The 16061-nt window shown below is 64.5% G+C and carries 10 protein-coding genes, 2 pseudogenes and 1 CRISPR repeat array; all 12 genes and pseudogenes read left to right on the top strand.

The features are described 5' to 3' along the window. Positions 1-208, top strand: a pseudogene (locus tag VBE63_RS19030) (AAA family ATPase); the annotation flags it as partial. A 180-nt stretch (positions 209-388) separates the two neighbouring features. Next, positions 389-2974, top strand: a complete 2586-nt coding sequence (gene cas3 / locus VBE63_RS19025; protein ID WP_323684595.1) for a CRISPR-associated helicase Cas3' — start codon at positions 389-391, stop codon at positions 2972-2974. Between the two features lie 70 nt (positions 2975-3044). Beyond that, positions 3045-4700: a type I-E CRISPR-associated protein Cse1/CasA gene (gene casA / locus VBE63_RS19020; RefSeq protein ID WP_323684594.1), complete on the top strand. Its 1656-nt coding sequence runs from the start codon at positions 3045-3047 to the stop codon at positions 4698-4700. A gap of 28 nt (positions 4701-4728) precedes the next feature. Beyond that, positions 4729-4947 (top strand): hypothetical protein, encoded by a 219-nt coding sequence (locus VBE63_RS19015; RefSeq protein WP_323684593.1) that lies wholly within the window; start codon positions 4729-4731, stop codon positions 4945-4947. Further along, positions 4931-5197: a type II toxin-antitoxin system RelE/ParE family toxin gene (locus tag VBE63_RS19010; RefSeq protein WP_323684592.1), complete on the top strand. Its 267-nt coding sequence runs from the start codon at positions 4931-4933 to the stop codon at positions 5195-5197. Before VBE63_RS19015 ends, VBE63_RS19010 begins: the two co-directional genes overlap by 17 nt. A 6-nt stretch (positions 5198-5203) precedes the next feature. After that, the gene (gene casB / locus VBE63_RS19005; protein ID WP_323684591.1) at positions 5204-5800 is read left to right on the top strand and encodes a type I-E CRISPR-associated protein Cse2/CasB; all 597 of its coding nucleotides are present in this window, start codon (positions 5204-5206) and stop codon (positions 5798-5800) included. A gap of 2 nt (positions 5801-5802) precedes the next feature. Then, positions 5803-7008: a type I-E CRISPR-associated protein Cas7/Cse4/CasC gene (gene cas7e / locus VBE63_RS19000; RefSeq protein ID WP_323684590.1), complete on the top strand. Its 1206-nt coding sequence runs from the start codon at positions 5803-5805 to the stop codon at positions 7006-7008. 1 nt (position 7009) lies between these two features. Continuing rightward, complete coding sequence (gene cas5e / locus VBE63_RS18995) at positions 7010-7726, top strand: type I-E CRISPR-associated protein Cas5/CasD (protein WP_323684589.1); 717 nt, start codon at positions 7010-7012, stop codon at positions 7724-7726. Next, positions 7723-8451, top strand: coding sequence for a type I-E CRISPR-associated protein Cas6/Cse3/CasE (gene cas6e, locus VBE63_RS18990; protein ID WP_323684588.1), 729 nt, complete (start codon positions 7723-7725; stop codon positions 8449-8451). Before cas5e ends, cas6e begins: the two co-directional genes overlap by 4 nt. Further along, positions 8445-9335 (top strand): type I-E CRISPR-associated endonuclease Cas1e, encoded by an 891-nt coding sequence (cas1e, locus tag VBE63_RS18985; protein ID WP_323684587.1) that lies wholly within the window; start codon positions 8445-8447, stop codon positions 9333-9335. Before cas6e ends, cas1e begins: the two co-directional genes overlap by 7 nt. After that, positions 9307-9603: a type I-E CRISPR-associated endoribonuclease Cas2e gene (gene cas2e / locus VBE63_RS18980; protein WP_323684586.1), complete on the top strand. Its 297-nt coding sequence runs from the start codon at positions 9307-9309 to the stop codon at positions 9601-9603. The genes cas1e and cas2e overlap by 29 nt, the downstream gene beginning before the upstream one ends. A 67-nt stretch (positions 9604-9670) precedes the next feature. Beyond that, positions 9671-15739: a CRISPR direct-repeat array (repeat unit 29 nt; unit sequence GGTTCCCCCGCGCTCGCGGGGATAGGCCC). 139 nt (positions 15740-15878) lie between these two features. Beyond that, a pseudogene (locus VBE63_RS18975) lies at positions 15879-16061 on the top strand (hypothetical protein); the annotation flags it as partial.

Genomic DNA, 16061 nt, shown 5'->3' with positions numbered 1-16061 from the left:
GGTCGATGTCTTGTTCGAGGAGGGCACCGGCTTGCGTGCGGTCGAGATCAAATCCGGGGCGACGCTGGTCAACAACTGGTTGCGCAGCTTGCACCGTTGGCAAGAGTTAGCCGGTGATCGCGCACTGCCGCCTTGGCTGATCTATGGTGGTGACGAGGCTTATCAGCGTGAGGGGGTTGAGGTGGTTCCTTGGCGGGCCGTGCTCTGACCGCTGACCGACAGATCACGCGACCGATGTTCCTGCCAAACGGTCGAGACGCGGGTAAGATCGCGGAGGTGTTGGTCAATGATGATCCGCGCTGCTTTTGAGCAGGTGGTTTAATGATGAAGAAGAAGGAGCTTTGGTATGTCGAGGATATCGCTTCCGTCGCCGAGGGCATTCGGGAAGTTGGAACGAGATGCGGATGGCCATCTGCTCGCCTGGCTGCCGCTGCTCGATCACCTGATCGATGTCGCTGCTTGCTTCGTTCGTTTATGTGCCTGCCGAAGCATTCGCCGCGCGTTGGAAAGATCCGCTGGACGCAAGCTGACGTCTCGCGATATCGAGCGTCTTGCCGTGCTGGTGTTTCTGCATGATCTCGGCAAGGCCAATAGTGGGTTTCAGTCGAAGCGCTGGCTGCTGAGCCAAGTCCCGCAAGGCTGGCCAAGTCCTACTGGGCATGGCGGCCAAGCCCTCGACCTGTTTCGCGGTGAGGGCTTTCTTGCCCCATTGCTCGAGTGTCTACCATTGGAAGCCCTATATGGATGGGGCGATGCAATCCCAGCACTGTTTCGCGCTTCCGTAAGTCATCACGGCCGCCCGATCGCCGATCCTGACCCTGGCGATTGGCCCCGCGCCAACTGGAAGCAGGTGATCGGCGCGGATGGTCAAGCCGTCTACGATCCCGCGCCCGTACTCACCGAGATCGGTCAACGCGCGCTCAATCTCTATCCCGATGCCTTTGCCACGGGCGGCGAGCCACTCCCGGATGCTTCCGCCTTCGGTCATCTGTTCGCGGGTTTGGTGCAGTTGGCCGATTGGCTCGGCTCGGATACCCAGTTCTTCCCGCTTTCCAATGGCATCGGTGATCGCGCCCAGGATGCGCCCGCGTTTGCCGAGCAGGCTGTGATGGCGCTGGGCCTGGATGCGACTTGCTGGCAGACAGGGCTAGCGCAGACTTCCCCCAGCTTTGAAGCCGTATTCGATGGCTATCCGCCTTATCCGATCCAGGCCGCGATGGCAGATGCGGCGCTTGGCCCATTGGTGGTGCTCGAATCAGAGACCGGTAGCGGCAAGACCGAAGCGGCGCTCTGGCGATTCGTGCATCTCTTCCAACGCGGCGAGGTCGATAGCCTCTACTTTGCGTTGCCCACTCGGGTGTCCGCAAGCCAAGTGTATGAGCGCATTTTGGCAGCCGTCGGGCACCTTTGGCCGATTGATCCACCCGTCACGGTGCGCGCGCTGCCGGGTTACGCTAGCGCTGATGGACAGGAGCCGAAAGCGCTTCCGCAGTTCAAGGTGCTTTGGCCGGATGAGCCGACCGATGCCGAGGCGCATCGGCGCTGGGCTGCTGAATCGCCGAAACGCTTTCTCGCCGCTTCGATCGCGATTGGCACGATCGACCAAGCGTTGCTCGGTGCCCTCCAGGTGCGCCATTCGCATCTGCGCCACGCGCTGCTTGCGCGCAGTCTCTTGGTCGTCGATGAGGTTCATGCCTCGGACCCCTACATGACGGCCCTCTTGGAGCGCTTGCTGAAAGCGCATCTCGGTTGCGGCGGCCATGCGCTGCTGCTGTCGGCGACGCTTGGCGCCAGTGCCAGAGCGCGCTATCTGGGTCTTGGCGCGCAGGTAAAGGCTGCGCTGCCGACGTTTGATGTCGCCTGCCAGATGCCGTATCCGGCGCTTGCCGATCGCGATGGGCTGCTCGGCATCGCGTCGACCACGCCAGCCAAGACCGTCACTTGGGGTGTGCGTGATCTGATCGATGATCCCGAGGCCATTGCCCGCTTGGCGATCGAGGCCGCATCAGCGGGCGCCAAGGTGCTGATCGTGCGCAACACGGTCCCCGCCGCACTCGCTGTCTTCCAGGCAGTGGAAGCGCTGACCCCAGCAGTTGACTGGCTGTTCGCCGTCAATGGCGTTGCGACACTGCACCATAGCCGTTTCAGCCGCGAGGACCGGCCGTTGCTGGATCAGGCCATTCAAGCCCAGCTTGGCAAGCATCGCCCGCCAGGCGCGCGCATCGTTGTCGGTACCCAAACCCTGGAGCAAAGCCTGGATCTGGATGCCGATCTGCTCATCACTGATCTCTGCCCGATCGATGTGCTCTTGCAGCGCATCGGCCGGCTGCATCGCCATCAGCGTCCAGATGACGAGCGTCCGCTGGCGTATCGGACCGCGCAAGCCTGGGTGCTGACACCGCTCGGCCAGGATCTCTCGCCGCTACTCAAGCGCGCCCAGCATGGTCTCGGACCCTTTCGGGATGGCGACGGCATCTATCCTGACCTCCGCAGTGTTGAAGCGACCTGTCGCCTCATCCAGGAACGGCCAACGATCAGCATTCCTGCGGATAATCGAGTGCTGGTCGAGGCTGCCACGCACCCTGAGCCATTGCGGGCGATGGAGGCCTTGGGCGAGGACTGGCAGCGGCTCGGGCAACAGATCGACGGTAGAACCGGGGCGGAGCGCAGCATTGCCCAGTTGCACGGCCTGGATGTTGAGACGCCCTTCGATGAGCAGCAAGGTTTCCCAACGGATTTGGATATTGCCACCCGCCTCGGTGAGCGTGACCGGCTGCTGATGTTCGAGCCCGCGCCGATTGGACCCTTCGGCCAATCGCTGCGTCAGTTGCCAGTGCGGCATTTCCTCGTCAAGGGCCTTGATCCCGATGCGCAGCCATCGGCTGTCGAGCGCCAGGATGGCGCCATCCTGTTCAGCCTAGAAAACACGCGTTTCCGCTATAGTCGGCTAGGGTTGGAGAAGATCGACGGCTGATCTAACGGGATGGTGCAGCAGCACCCCGGCAGATGAATCTTGCGAGATTTACGTTAAGGAGAAACTCACGATGACCACGGCCTTGCGTTACTCACTGCTCGATGAATCGCTGATCGGTACGCGTTTGACCGATGCTCGCCGGGTTCACCTCAGCCTGCCAGCGCTCTTCGTCGCCTTGGCCGAGGATGGTCTCCGCGATTTTCCGGCACTGCGGCCGCATCAACGCCACCCCTGGCATGCTTTTCTAGTCCAGCTAGCGGCCATTGTTCTTCAGCAAGCCGGGCGGAGCGAGCCATTTGCCACTGAAGACGAATGGAAGTCAGCCTTGTTGGCGCTGACTCCTGATGATCAGGATGGCGCGGCTTGGTGTTTGATTGCGCCGCCAGAACGTCCCGCGCTAATGCAAGCCCCCGTTACAGAGGGCAGTCTGTCAGCCTGGAAGAACACCCTTCAGGCGCCCGACGAATTGGATATGCTCGTTACCTCGAAGAATCATGACCTCAAGGCCACGCGCATGAAACAGTCAGCGCCCGAGGATTGGTTGATGGCCTTGGTCAGCTTGCAAACCCAGGAGGGATTTCTGGGGTCGGGAAACTATGGCATTTCACGTATGAATGGCGGTTTCGCGAGTCGGCCGGCGATTGGTGCGATGCCTGTGGGCGGATGGGGAACGCGTTGGGCGCGCGATATCCGCCGTTTGCTGTCATCCAGGACTGAGATTGTGAACAGCCTTGATCTATGCGAACAGAGCGGGGTTGCCTTGGTCTGGTTGCGGCCCTGGAACGGAGCAGACAGCCTCGCTTTCTCGGCGCTTGACCCTTTCTACATCGAAATCTGCCGTCGGATTCGTCTCATCGAGACCGCTGACGGGCTGAGCGCCTTGACGACCGGCAGCAAGGCCGCTCGTATTGAAGCGAAGAGTCGCAACGGTGTGACTGGAGATGCCTGGATGCCGGTCGACACTGCGGAGGGCAAGGCGCTCACCATCAGCAGCAAGGGGTTCGATTACAAGCTCACATCGGAACTGCTCTTTGGCCACAAATACCGCGCGCCGATCGCGCAGACACTGACCAATGAGGATGGCAAGCAAGGCATTGTCATGCTGGCGCGCGGGGTGACGCGAGGCCAAGGCAAGACTGAGGGCTACCATGAGCGGCGTGTCCCGATCTCAGCCAAGGTGCGTGCGTTGATGATCAAAAAGAGCACCGACAGGCTAGCGAAGATTGCCGAAGGTCGAGTCTCCGACATCAGCAAGATGCGCAAGGTGTTGTGGAAGGCGCTTGCGGCGCTGTTCGCAAACGGTGCTGCAGCCTTTAACGATAACGACAGCGTGACCGACAAAGCAAGTCGCTTTGCCAAAGCCTTCGAGCAGGGCGAAGACGTTAGATTCTTCGAGGGTCGGCTCGGTCTGAACGAGCAACTCGACGCTGTAGATCCGGATGCCGTGCTTCTGGCTTGGTATCTGGACATGGCCAAGCGCGCCGAAGATATTCTCCGTAATGCCTTCGAGGCTGGACCCCGGAGCGGGGAGCAACGCTATCGCGCACGCGCAGCCGCCTTGGGGCGATTTCACGGCGGGTTGCGCAAAGAGTTTCCGACGCTGGCGGAATACAGGGATCACGAACGCAAGAAAAAGCCGCTAGAAAGCGCATCCTCAGCGGCAATCTCAGACGCCGAGCCAATCTCGAACAACAGCCTGCCTGCCCAACTCGAATTCAATCTGTAACGATTGCCTGACGCATCAGGAGCACTCCATGCTGGCCCTCAATCCAACTCTTGAACAGCGCTTGAACGCGACTGCGCAGTCGCTTGGAATCCCCGTGCAAGCATTGCTTGACGAAGCCGTCCTGAGCTACTTGCAGGATTTGCAGGATGCTCAGACAGCCGAGGAGGTTTGCCGGCAGCTTGAGTCTGGCGAGGAAACAACAACACCTTGGCCGGAAGTGGAAAAACGCCTTGGTCTGGCAAGTTGAGGTCACAAGTCGGGCGCAGCGCGATCTCGAGCGCCTGGATCGCACGACGCAACGTCGAATTGGCACGTTCATTCGCAAGCGTCTGATGACAGAAGAAAGTCCTCGCCGTTTTGGCAAAGCCTTACAAGGCACACTGGCTGGGTTGTGGCGCTATCGCATCGGCGATTACCGGCTGATTTGCCGGATCATCGACGACCGTTGCGTTGTGCTGGCGCTTTCTATCGATCACAGGAGCAAGGTTTACCGCTGACTCGCCATGACATCCACGATAACCGCATCATCCGATACCAGCCCCGAGCGAGCCCATGAGCAGGACGAAGCGCCCATTGGCAAGCTCGCCCGAATCATCGGCCAAGCCGCCCGTTTCGACGGCGACCTCTACGGCTTAGGCAGGGGCGAGCAAGCCGCCTTGGCCAGGCTCGATCCCGATAGCGAGTGGCGACCGCACCAGGTTGCAGCGTTGTCTCGCGTGCTGCTCCATGCCGGGCTCGATCCAGAGCACTGGTCGCCACAGGCCTGGCGCCGTTGGGCCTTGATCGCGCATGGCATCGCACTCACAGGGCAGGCTGCTGGTGCGCTAGGTACGCAACTTCATGCGGCGGCTATTTCTGAGTCGCGTGTGACCAAGCTCCTGACCTCTCGCGGCGATGCCTTTCGGCAACTCTTGCCCCGTCTTTTGCGCCTGCTCGCCTCTAAGGAGGTCGCCCCTAACTGGCATCAGCTAGGCGGGTTGATCCTGTCCGAAGGACGCGATGAGGAGAAAGCCGAGGCCATTCGCATGCAGATTGCCAGCCGCTATTTTTCCGCCATGGCGAAAGCCGAACGTCACGACGCCGATAACAAGGAACCGTAACCATGACCCTGCAGCCCCGTTTTATCCAGATCCATAGCCTACATAGCTATCCCGCCGCACTGCTTAATCGCGACGATGCTGGACTCGCCAAGCGCTTGCCTCTGGGCAATGCCGTGCGCACACGGATCTCCTCGCAATGCCTGAAGCGGCATTGGCGGATCGCCGAGGATCGCTTTGCCTTGTCCACCCTGGATGTGCCAATGGCCGTGCGCTCGCGCGGGACACTTGAGTTGATCCGCAAGCGGATCATCGAAGCTGGCGTCTCCGAGCCCCTAGCGCAAGCGGCCGTAGAAGCCATGCGCAAAGCAGGTTTGGTGGACTCTGCTGGCAAGGAGCGCGCAGGTGAGGACGCGCTAAAGACTGGGCAGGCAGTGTTGATGGGCAAGGCCGAGATCGACTACTTGGTGTTCCAGTGCACCGAATTAGCCAAGGAAGTGGCCGACGAAAAAGCGTTGCGTGCGGCCGTTGCTCAAAGGCTCAAGGACGAGAAGAAGAATATCCAGGTGCTCAAACATGGTAGTGGTCTCGAGTCGGCCCTGTTCGGACGGATGGTGACCTCCGATGTCTTGGCCAGCCGCGATGCCGCCGTGTATGTCGCGCATGCCTTCACGGTGCATGAGGCGCAGGTCGAGAACGACTATTTCACCGTCGTTGATGATCTCCTACAAGACAGCGGAGAGTTAGGCTCGGCCGGCATCTTTGATACCGAGCTGGCTTCAGGACTCTACTATGGCTATGTCGTGGTCGATATACCGCAACTGGTTGAGAACCTGGAAGCGATCGAGCGCAAGTGCTGCTTCGCCGACTCGACGTCACCGGAGAAACGCGCTCTAGCCGGCAAGGTGGTCGAGCATCTGTTGCACCTGATCGCCACGGTGAGTCCGGGTGCGAAGCGTGGCTCCACCGCCCCGTTTGATTGGGCCAAGTTCATGCTGGTTGAAGCAGGCGATTGGCAGCCGCGTAGCCTCGCCGGTGCCTTTCAGGATGCTCTGCCGCTGGCACCCCGAGACGCTGGGGCCGGAGCGATCCGCGCGCGCGCTGTCGATCGGCTGCGCGATGAGATCACCAAGATGGACGAGGCCTACGGCGCGACATTAGCGCGTCGCTTTCTAGCGCTTGACCCCATCGAGCTGCCGAATGCACAACGTCTCAACCTGAACGATCTCGCGAACTGGACCGCAAGCGCGATCGAGCAGGGGGCCTGCTGAGATGCCGCGCCATCTCCTGTTGCGCTTGGAGGCGCCGCTGATGGCGTTCGGTGGCGAGACCATCGACAACTTCGGCGTGATCCGCGACTTCCCTGCCTTGTCGATGATCACCGGACTGCTGGCCAATGCACTGGGCTGGCGACGCGAGGAGACCGAGCGCCATGATCGGCTGCAGGAGCGGTTGGTGATGGGCGCGCGCATCGAGCGTCAGGGCAAACGTCTGCAGGATAACCAGAACGCTCAGCTTGGCGCCAAAGACGCGGGTTGGACGACCTGGGGGAGACCCGAGGGGCGAGCAGGCGCGGCGGCAACCTACGACAGCCCGCATCGCCGGTTTCGCGACTATCATGCCGATCAGTCGCTGCTAATCGCCTTGCGACTCAATCCAGAGGACGAGTCACCTTGCCTCGATGACCTCGCGGTCGCGCTCGATCATCCAGCCCGACCGCTCTTCATCGGGCGAAAGCCATGCCTGCCAAGTCAGCGACTGTTCGCAGGTTGGCAAGACGCTGAAGACCTCTTGGGCGCGCTCCAGGCTTTTCCTCTGCCGGCACCGCAGCCAGAGGGGGTGCGTCTGCAATGGCCAGAGGGTGAAGGCACGCTAACAGGAGATCGTCAGCTCGATCTCTGCGATGAGCGCCATTGGCGCAGTGGCGTCCATGGTGGTTGGCGACCTGTGCGGGAAGGCCGGTTACGCGCCGAGGAGTCATCCGGATGAGCCTCTACTTGCTGCATTGCGCGCCTGATCCCAAGGCCCTAACCCTTTGGGCAACCCGTCACCGCTTGCTCTCTCCCGATGGAGACGCTGGATACGCCATCCATGCGCTGCTCAGCGCGGCTTTTGGAGAATCTGCCCCTAAGCCGTTTCGCTATCTTGGCGCCAAGCAAGGGCTGCTTGCCTATACCGATCAGTCATCCGAGGCCCTGCGCCAGCAGACTGCGCTGGTCACCCCGGATGTCGAGCAGGCGCTTGGCCTAGACGCACTGGCTGTGCGCGCCTTTCCTCAGACTTGGCAACAAGATCAGTTACTCGGATTCGAGGTGCGCGTTCGTCCGGTGTTGCGCGCCAAGGATGGACGTGAGCGCGATGTCTTTCTACATGCGGTCGAGTCGTCCACAGCCACCGGATCAACCACGGCGTCTGAGAGCCGCGAAGCCGTCTATGCCGATTGGCTCGAACGGCAACTGTCGCTACAGGGGGCGGCGAGTGTTGTCAGGGGCGGCATGGATGCGTTTCGACTCAGCCGCGCGATTCGGCGGGGAGCTGGCAAACACTCGAGCGAACGTCAGGTGCGCACCGTCACCGGACCTGATGCGGTCTTCAAAGGCGTGCTCCAAGTTCGCGATGGCGATGCGTTCAACCGGCTGCTGCAGCGCGGGATTGGTCGGCATCGCGCTTTCGGATTCGGCATGCTTCTGCTGAAGCCGGTTCGCTCATGTTGAAGGGGCGTCTGGGACTCGAGACCGCGCGTATGCCGCATGCCGATCGGCATGGGCTGATCTGGTTCGAACGCGGTGAGCTGTGCGTCATCGATGGCTGCCTGCACTTCTTTGCCGGCAAGGATTCGCTTAAGCCCTACTCAGTGCAGATCCCGCATCAAACGGTGTCGATGATCCTGCTCGGACCGGGGAGTACAGTGACCCATGATGCCCTGCGTTTGCTGGCAAGGCACGGCACTTTGATGGCGGCGGTTGGCGCGGACGGGGTCCGTTGTTACACCGCGCCACCCCTGATGCCGGATCGCTCTGACATTGCAAGGCGTCAAGCTGAGCTTTGGGGCAATCCGCGACGTCGGATCAGCGTTGCGCGCCAGATGTATGCCTTGCGGCTCGGCGAGGTGCTACCGCATCGTGACCTCGATACTTTGCGCGGGATCGAAGGCTCGCGGGTCAAGACGACCTATCAGCTGATGGCGCAACGCTACGGCATCGAATGGAAAGGGCGCCGCTACGATCGTGCCAATCCGAACGCGGCGGATCTTCCCAATCAGGCAATCAATCACGCGGCAACGGCTGTTCAGGCCGCAGCGGCGATTGCCGTCCAAGCCGTAGCGGCGATCCCGCAACTGGGCTTTATCCACGAAGACTCTGGGCAAGCCTTCGTGCTCGACATCGCCGATCTGTTCCGGGATACGATCACACTGCAGATCGCGTTCACGGTGGCCAAGAAGGCGGAAACCGATAGCCAAACCATCGATCGGCTGGTGCGGCGCGAGGCCGCAACGGTATTTCGCAAGCAGTCCGTCATTCCGGCGATGATCGACAAGATTAAGCAGGTGATCCGTCTGGAGGAGACTGATGCCACTCGTCATGATCGTGACCCGTGATGTTGCGGACCGTTATCGCGGTTTTCTCGGATCGCTGATGTTGGAGGTCGCGCCGGCCGTGTACATCTCGCCTCGGATGAATCCTGGGGTGCGTGGGCGAACCTGGACCGTGCTCTCTGGTTGGTACAAGTCAGAACCTCAAGGCAGTGTTGTGATGGTTTGGCGTGATGTGAATGCAACAGGAGGCGTTGGGATTGCCACGCTTGGAACGCCACCGAGGGAACTGGCTGATGTGGATGGTCTCTGGTTGGTCCGAAAGTCGTTGTGAACTGGCTCTTTTACAATCTAAACGATTTGCTCGTTTTCTCTTTCAGCATATCGGCTTAACTGTAAGAGGTTCCCCCGCGCTCGCGGGGATAGGCCCCGCTGGGGCAGTGAGGCCGTCGACCACCCCGAGGTTCCCCCGCGCTCGCGGGGATAGGCCCGTTGGCACTGACGCTGAAGCGCAAGCAGCTCGGGTTCCCCCGCGCTCGCGGGGATAGGCCCGGATCGGTGACGCCATCATTCAGGTAAGCGGTGGTTCCCCCGCGCTCGCGGGGATAGGCCGCAGCTCACGCTGATGCGGCCGCATGACCCACCGGTTCCCCCGCGCTCGCGGGGATAGGCCCAACACCACCTCGGTCACAGATCGCAGCGCCACGGTTCCCCCGCGCTCGCGGGGATAGGCCCGGCGGCACGATCGCAGCCGACGCGGCATTAGTGGTTCCCCCGCGCTCGCGGGGATAGGCCGTACAGGCCCCAGAGGACCAGCTCGGTATCCGTGGTTCCCCCGCGCTCGCGGGGATAGGCCCGCTGCGGGCGGCCAATGGCTATGACTCTGACAGGTTCCCCCGCGCTCGCGGGGATAGGCCCCAGCGCACCCAAGCGCTCAGCGGCGGCAATAGGGTTCCCCCGCGCTCGCGGGGATAGGCCCGGCGGTGCGATAGGTCGGCATCCAGCGTTGCCGGTTCCCCCGCGCTCGCGGGGATAGGCCCCGTGGGTGATGGCATTAGCGACCTGGCGACCAGGTTCCCCCGCGCTCGCGGGGATAGGCCCGCGCTCGCGGGCCTGGATCTGCAGCGGGTCTTGGGTTCCCCCGCGCTCGCGGGGATAGGCCCATCAGCGTTGTCCTCTGCGGCCCGCGATGGAGGGTTCCCCCGCGCTCGCGGGGATAGGCCGCAATTCTTTCTCGATCGACTCGACGAGCGCAGGGTTCCCCCGCGCTCGCGGGGATAGGCCCAGCCCACTGAGCGCGGCGCCCAGATTCGCAAAGGTTCCCCCGCGCTCGCGGGGATAGGCCCGCATGGAACGCTTGAACGCATACGCGCGCGAGGGTTCCCCCGCGCTCGCGGGGATAGGCCCCTCGGCGGCAACGCGCTCGCGGGCCTGGATCTGGTTCCCCCGCGCTCGCGGGGATAGGCCCCTCCACCGACACGCACATGATCTGCTCGATCGGGTTCCCCCGCGCTCGCGGGGATAGGCCCTTGAGGATGGTGTTGGTGAGATGGATGAACACGGTTCCCCCGCGCTCGCGGGGATAGGCCCCACCTATGAGCAGCCCATTTGCGAACGGCGGAGGTTCCCCCGCGCTCGCGGGGATAGGCCGCCGTCCCCGCGCCACTGCAAACCACCCTGGAAGGTTCCCCCGCGCTCGCGGGGATAGGCCCCAAAAGCGCCGAGGATGGGATTGACTTCCAGAGGTTCCCCCGCGCTCGCGGGGATAGGCCCACCAACCTTATGCTTGGGTCGACGCCTGAGGGGGTTCCCCCGCGCTCGCGGGGATAGGCCCTAATCAGGAGGTCCGCACATGACCACCCTCGCGGTTCCCCCGCGCTCGCGGGGATAGGCCCCCGCAGTCCGCCCTCGAGGATCAGCCCCTCCGGGTTCCCCCGCGCTCGCGGGGATAGGCCCTCGCTTCCAGCAAGACGCGACGCTTCAGGCGCGGTTCCCCCGCGCTCGCGGGGATAGGCCCCTTGATCGCATCCTGCAGCGTGATCTGCGGGGGGTTCCCCCGCGCTCGCGGGGATAGGCCATAGTCCAGTCTTTTCAGCCCCCTCATCCCTTTGGTTCCCCCGCGCTCGCGGGGATAGGCCCCCGCCTATCTGCGCGGCCTTGGCATCTTCACCGGTTCCCCCGCGCTCGCGGGGATAGGCCCTGATTAGTGCCGACATCCCCGGCCATGAAAAGGGTTCCCCCGCGCTCGCGGGGATAGGCCCAAAGCCGGGGGTCGCGTGCTGCGCGGCCTTGTGGTTCCCCCGCGCTCGCGGGGATAGGCCCTTCAGCGCTTAGGTGGTTTAACCCCAAACTGCGGTTCCCCCGCGCTCGCGGGGATAGGCCCGGATCGGTGACGCCATCATTCAGGTAAGCGGTGGTTCCCCCGCGCTCGCGGGGATAGGCCCCACGTTTTCATCCAGCTCAAGCCCCTGGAGCCGGTTCCCCCGCGCTCGCGGGGATAGGCCCCCACCGCTACGGACGCGACGCCCCGGCCGAGAGGTTCCCCCGCGCTCGCGGGGATAGGCCCTGCAACGCATCGTCGACGACCTCGCCGCCATCGGTTCCCCCGCGCTCGCGGGGATAGGCCCGTTGATCGTCGTCAGCCGATACCAGCCAGGCTGGTTCCCCCGCGCTCGCGGGGATAGGCCCCCGGCTCTCAACACCCCGAGCCTGCTGCTCGAGGTTCCCCCGCGCTCGCGGGGATAGGCCGCCGCCTTCGACCGCATGGCCCGACTCAGCCAGGGTTCCCCCGCGCTCGCGGGGATAGGCCCCTCTCGTGTGGCAATGCGCGGGCGAGCCATCGGGTTCCCCCGCGCTCGCGGGGATAGGCCGTCGCGGATCTTGCGGGCTTCGGCGCCTTTTTCGGTTCCCCCGCGCTCGCGGGGATAGGCCCGCCACCACAGAGCGTCAATCCATCGAGCGCGTGGTTCCCCCGCGCTCGCGGGGATAGGCCCAATTCTCGCAGTACCAATCGCCTAACGGCTCGGGTTCCCCCGCGCTCGCGGGGATAGGCCCACGGTGCCGGTCTGGCCGTGTACGTCCAAAAGGGTTCCCCCGCGCTCGCGGGGATAGGCCCGTCACCATCGCCGCGCCCGCTGAGAGCAGCGCGGTTCCCCCGCGCTCGCGGGGATAGGCCCATCAAGGCTGTTGTCGGGGGGCACGCGCAGCGGGTTCCCCCGCGCTCGCGGGGATAGGCCGCAGACGTAGCAATGCACCTTGATCTGTCTATCGGTTCCCCCGCGCTCGCGGGGATAGGCCCAGAATATGATTTACCCGCACCTGGACGACCCGGGTTCCCCCGCGCTCGCGGGGATAGGCCCGCAAAGATCGCAAGGATCATGCAGCCGATTGAGGTTCCCCCGCGCTCGCGGGGATAGGCCCGCCATGGCGAACGATCTGCTCTCGCAAGTGCTGGTTCCCCCGCGCTCGCGGGGATAGGCCCAGGCAAAACGCACATGGCAATGCGTGCTCGCTGGTTCCCCCGCGCTCGCGGGGATAGGCCCCCCCCGATCGGCCCCGATCAAGACACCCGCAGGGTTCCCCCGCGCTCGCGGGGATAGGCCCTACCGCGGCACCGACGATGGTACCACCGTCGCGGTTCCCCCGCGCTCGCGGGGATAGGCCCTTCAGGTGCTTGACGAGCGGAACTATCAGTTCGGTTCCCCCGCGCTCGCGGGGATAGGCCTCTGCCGCGCAAGCTGTTGTTCGAGGTCAATCAGGTTCCCCCGCGCTCGCGGGGATAGGCCCGAAAGACGCGCGCCCAGCGACCAAACCAAGCGGGTTCCCCCGCGCTCGCGGGGATAGGCCCCACGCGGGGCGTGGACGGGCGCAAGGGCTCACGGTTCCCCCGCGCTCGCGGGGATAGGCCCGCCGAGATCTTCATCCGCACCTTCGCCACGCTGGTTCCCCCGCGCTCGCGGGGATAGGCCCCTCCACCGACACGCACATGATCTGCTCGATCGGGTTCCCCCGCGCTCGCGGGGATAGGCCCATTAGCGCGCCCTGCTCTTCTGCTGCTCAAAGGGTTCCCCCGCGCTCGCGGGGATAGGCCCGAGCCGGCATTCAGGCTGGCCGAGGTGCTGCCGGTTCCCCCGCGCTCGCGGGGATAGGCCCCTAGTGGATGTCAGTGCGGGAACGGCGTACATGGTTCCCCCGCGCTCGCGGGGATAGGCCCTCGCAGCAGGTCTACGGCCGCACCATTGGCAGGGTTCCCCCGCGCTCGCGGGGATAGGCCCTGGTGAAGGCCCCACTGACCCAAGGGCAGTTTGGTTCCCCCGCGCTCGCGGGGATAGGCCCACCTGCTCAACCTCGAGCCACTGCCAAGCCAGGGTTCCCCCGCGCTCGCGGGGATAGGCCCGTAGTGGCGGCCGCCGAGAAGCTCGCGATCTCGGTTCCCCCGCGCTCGCGGGGATAGGCCCACATGGCCGCCATCGGCAACCCCCCGATCGGCGGTTCCCCCGCGCTCGCGGGGATAGGCCGGTCCAGATCGCGCAGCGCTTGCTCTTCCTTGAGGTTCCCCCGCGCTCGCGGGGATAGGCCCCCTGCCCGCCGTTTGATCCTGACCGCCTGGAGGGTTCCCCCGCGCTCGCGGGGATAGGCCCAGGCCATCCAAAGAACCTTCCGCGATGCCATCGGTTCCCCCGCGCTCGCGGGGATAGGCCCCTGCCACCCACCGCATGCGTATGCGCAGAGTAGGTTCCCCCGCGCTCGCGGGGATAGGCCTCATCACGCCGCCATTGGCAATGATGCGAGCGTGGTTCCCCCGCGCTCGCGGGGATAGGCCCGACCCCGAGCGCCTAGCCGCAGCCATCGCCCGGGTTCCCCCGCGCTCGCGGGGATAGGCCCGTCGGTGGCCGCATCGCCGAATCCGCCAGCGCGGTTCCCCCGCGCTCGCGGGGATAGGCCCTCCAACGCAAAGGCAAAGAGCTAACCGCTGAGGGTTCCCCCGCGCTCGCGGGGATAGGCCCCGGAGACTCGCTGTCGGAATCCGAGACCTGATGGTTCCCCCGCGCTCGCGGGGATAGGCCCCAATCCGCCGCCCAGCGCGCGCGCTGGATCTGGGTTCCCCCGCGCTCGCGGGGATAGGCCCAGGTCCTCGAAGGCGTCGGCAAGGTTGGATTGGGTTCCCCCGCGCTCGCGGGGATAGGCCCTGACGCGCGAGCTCGTCGAGGATCATCGCTTGGGTTCCCCCGCGCTCGCGGGGATAGGCCCGCTTCGAGGGGCTCAAGCTGGAGGCCTACCAAGGTTCCCCCGCGCTCGCGGGGATAGGCCCAATGGTGCTCAATCCACAGCGTTAGGCCGTCAGGTTCCCCCGCGCTCGCGGGGATAGGCCCAAGCCGCCCAAGCTCTTTCTGCTTAAGCCCTTGGTTCCCCCGCGCTCGCGGGGATAGGCCCCGCCCACCTTGCATCCATCCCCATCTTGGCAAGGTTCCCCCGCGCTCGCGGGGATAGGCCCATTTGGAGATTCCAACGCTTGCACATCACCAGGGTTCCCCCGCGCTCGCGGGGATAGGCCCTCAGCGCCAACCACACCCCCCAGCACCTGAGCGGTTCCCCCGCGCTCGCGGGGATAGGCCTCCAAGGGTCAACGTCACTTTACAGCCGTATATGGTTCCCCCGCGCTCGCGGGGATAGGCCTCAGACTCAATCTCCCCCGTAACAATGTCGAAAGGTTCCCCCGCGCTCGCGGGGATAGGCCCGAGTTATATCGTCCCTATACACCCCATGATAAGGTTCCCCCGCGCTCGCGGGGATAGGCCCAGCATCCAGTCCGCCGTCTCATCCGCCGTCGCGGTTCCCCCGCGCTCGCGGGGATAGGCCCCTCGGGTGCAATGCCTTGGGCCGCTCCACCCTGGTTCCCCCGCGCTCGCGGGGATAGGCCCAGGATGGCCTCGCCTGCTGCGTTCATCTGCGAGGTTCCCCCGCGCTCGCGGGGATAGGCCCCAGCACCCTTTCTGTACGGGTCACGCCAGAACGGTTCCCCCGCGCTCGCGGGGATAGGCCCCTCGACAGGCTCGCTGGCCGGGTTATCAGAGAGGTTCCCCCGCGCTCGCGGGGATAGGCCCGTCGGTGTTGGCGGTGTCGCCGGGGAGGATGGGGTTCCCCCGCGCTCGCGGGGATAGGCCCATGGGCTGCTCTTTGCCGCGCGCGTCGGTGTAGGTTCCCCCGCGCTCGCGGGGATAGGCCCGCCCGCACCGACAAGCACGGCAACCTTGCCGGGGTTCCCCCGCGCTCGCGGGGATAGGCCCCGCTTCCACTGCCGCCCTACGTCCTGGGCTACGGTTCCCCCGCGCTCGCGGGGATAGGCCCGCCGCATCAGCTCCTGGCTATGACTCCCACAGGGTTCCCCCGCGCTCGCGGGGATAGGCCCTGGGGCAGGCATGGCCTACACCGCAACCCAACGGTTCCCCCGCGCTCGCGGGGATAGGCCCTGAGGTATCCCCACTAAAAAAACAAAGACAGGCAGCGGCTTAGTGGAGATATCGGAGTGAAACTGAACATGCAGAGGAGGTGGTGGTCCACCATGGGCGAGAAAACCTGTTGAGGACCCGGCCTATTGAGGAGCTCCCCATGCATGCACTGACGATCTTACACCGCTGTATTGGCCCCCTGCTTGGCGCGGTGCACCGTCGGCGCCTCAGCGTCCTGTTTGAGGCGGTGGCCGCAACGGTGAGTGGCCCGCGGCTGACGTTGACCGAGATTGGGCGGCGTTTTGGTGGCAGCAATGAGCTGCGCCACCGGATCAAACGGGCC

Origin of the sequence: Lamprobacter sp., from assembly GCF_034860625.1 — a bacterium.
Lineage (GTDB): Bacteria > Pseudomonadota > Gammaproteobacteria > Chromatiales > Chromatiaceae > Lamprobacter.
The sequence above is the reverse complement of the archived record's forward strand: the minus strand, read 5'-3'. Positions and strand labels throughout refer to the sequence as shown.

Coding starts and splice junctions, on each gene's coding strand:
- casA (WP_323684594.1), top strand. CDS start 3,045: ATGACCACGGCCTTGCGTTACTCACTGCTCGATGAATCGCTGATCGGT.
- VBE63_RS19015 (WP_323684593.1), top strand. CDS start 4,729: ATGCTGGCCCTCAATCCAACTCTTGAACAGCGCTTGAACGCGACTGCG.
- casB (WP_323684591.1), top strand. CDS start 5,204: ATGACATCCACGATAACCGCATCATCCGATACCAGCCCCGAGCGAGCC.
- cas7e (WP_323684590.1), top strand. CDS start 5,803: ATGACCCTGCAGCCCCGTTTTATCCAGATCCATAGCCTACATAGCTAT.
- cas5e (WP_323684589.1), top strand. CDS start 7,010: ATGCCGCGCCATCTCCTGTTGCGCTTGGAGGCGCCGCTGATGGCGTTC.
- cas6e (WP_323684588.1), top strand. CDS start 7,723: ATGAGCCTCTACTTGCTGCATTGCGCGCCTGATCCCAAGGCCCTAACC.
- cas1e (WP_323684587.1), top strand. CDS start 8,445: ATGTTGAAGGGGCGTCTGGGACTCGAGACCGCGCGTATGCCGCATGCC.
- cas2e (WP_323684586.1), top strand. CDS start 9,307: ATGCCACTCGTCATGATCGTGACCCGTGATGTTGCGGACCGTTATCGC.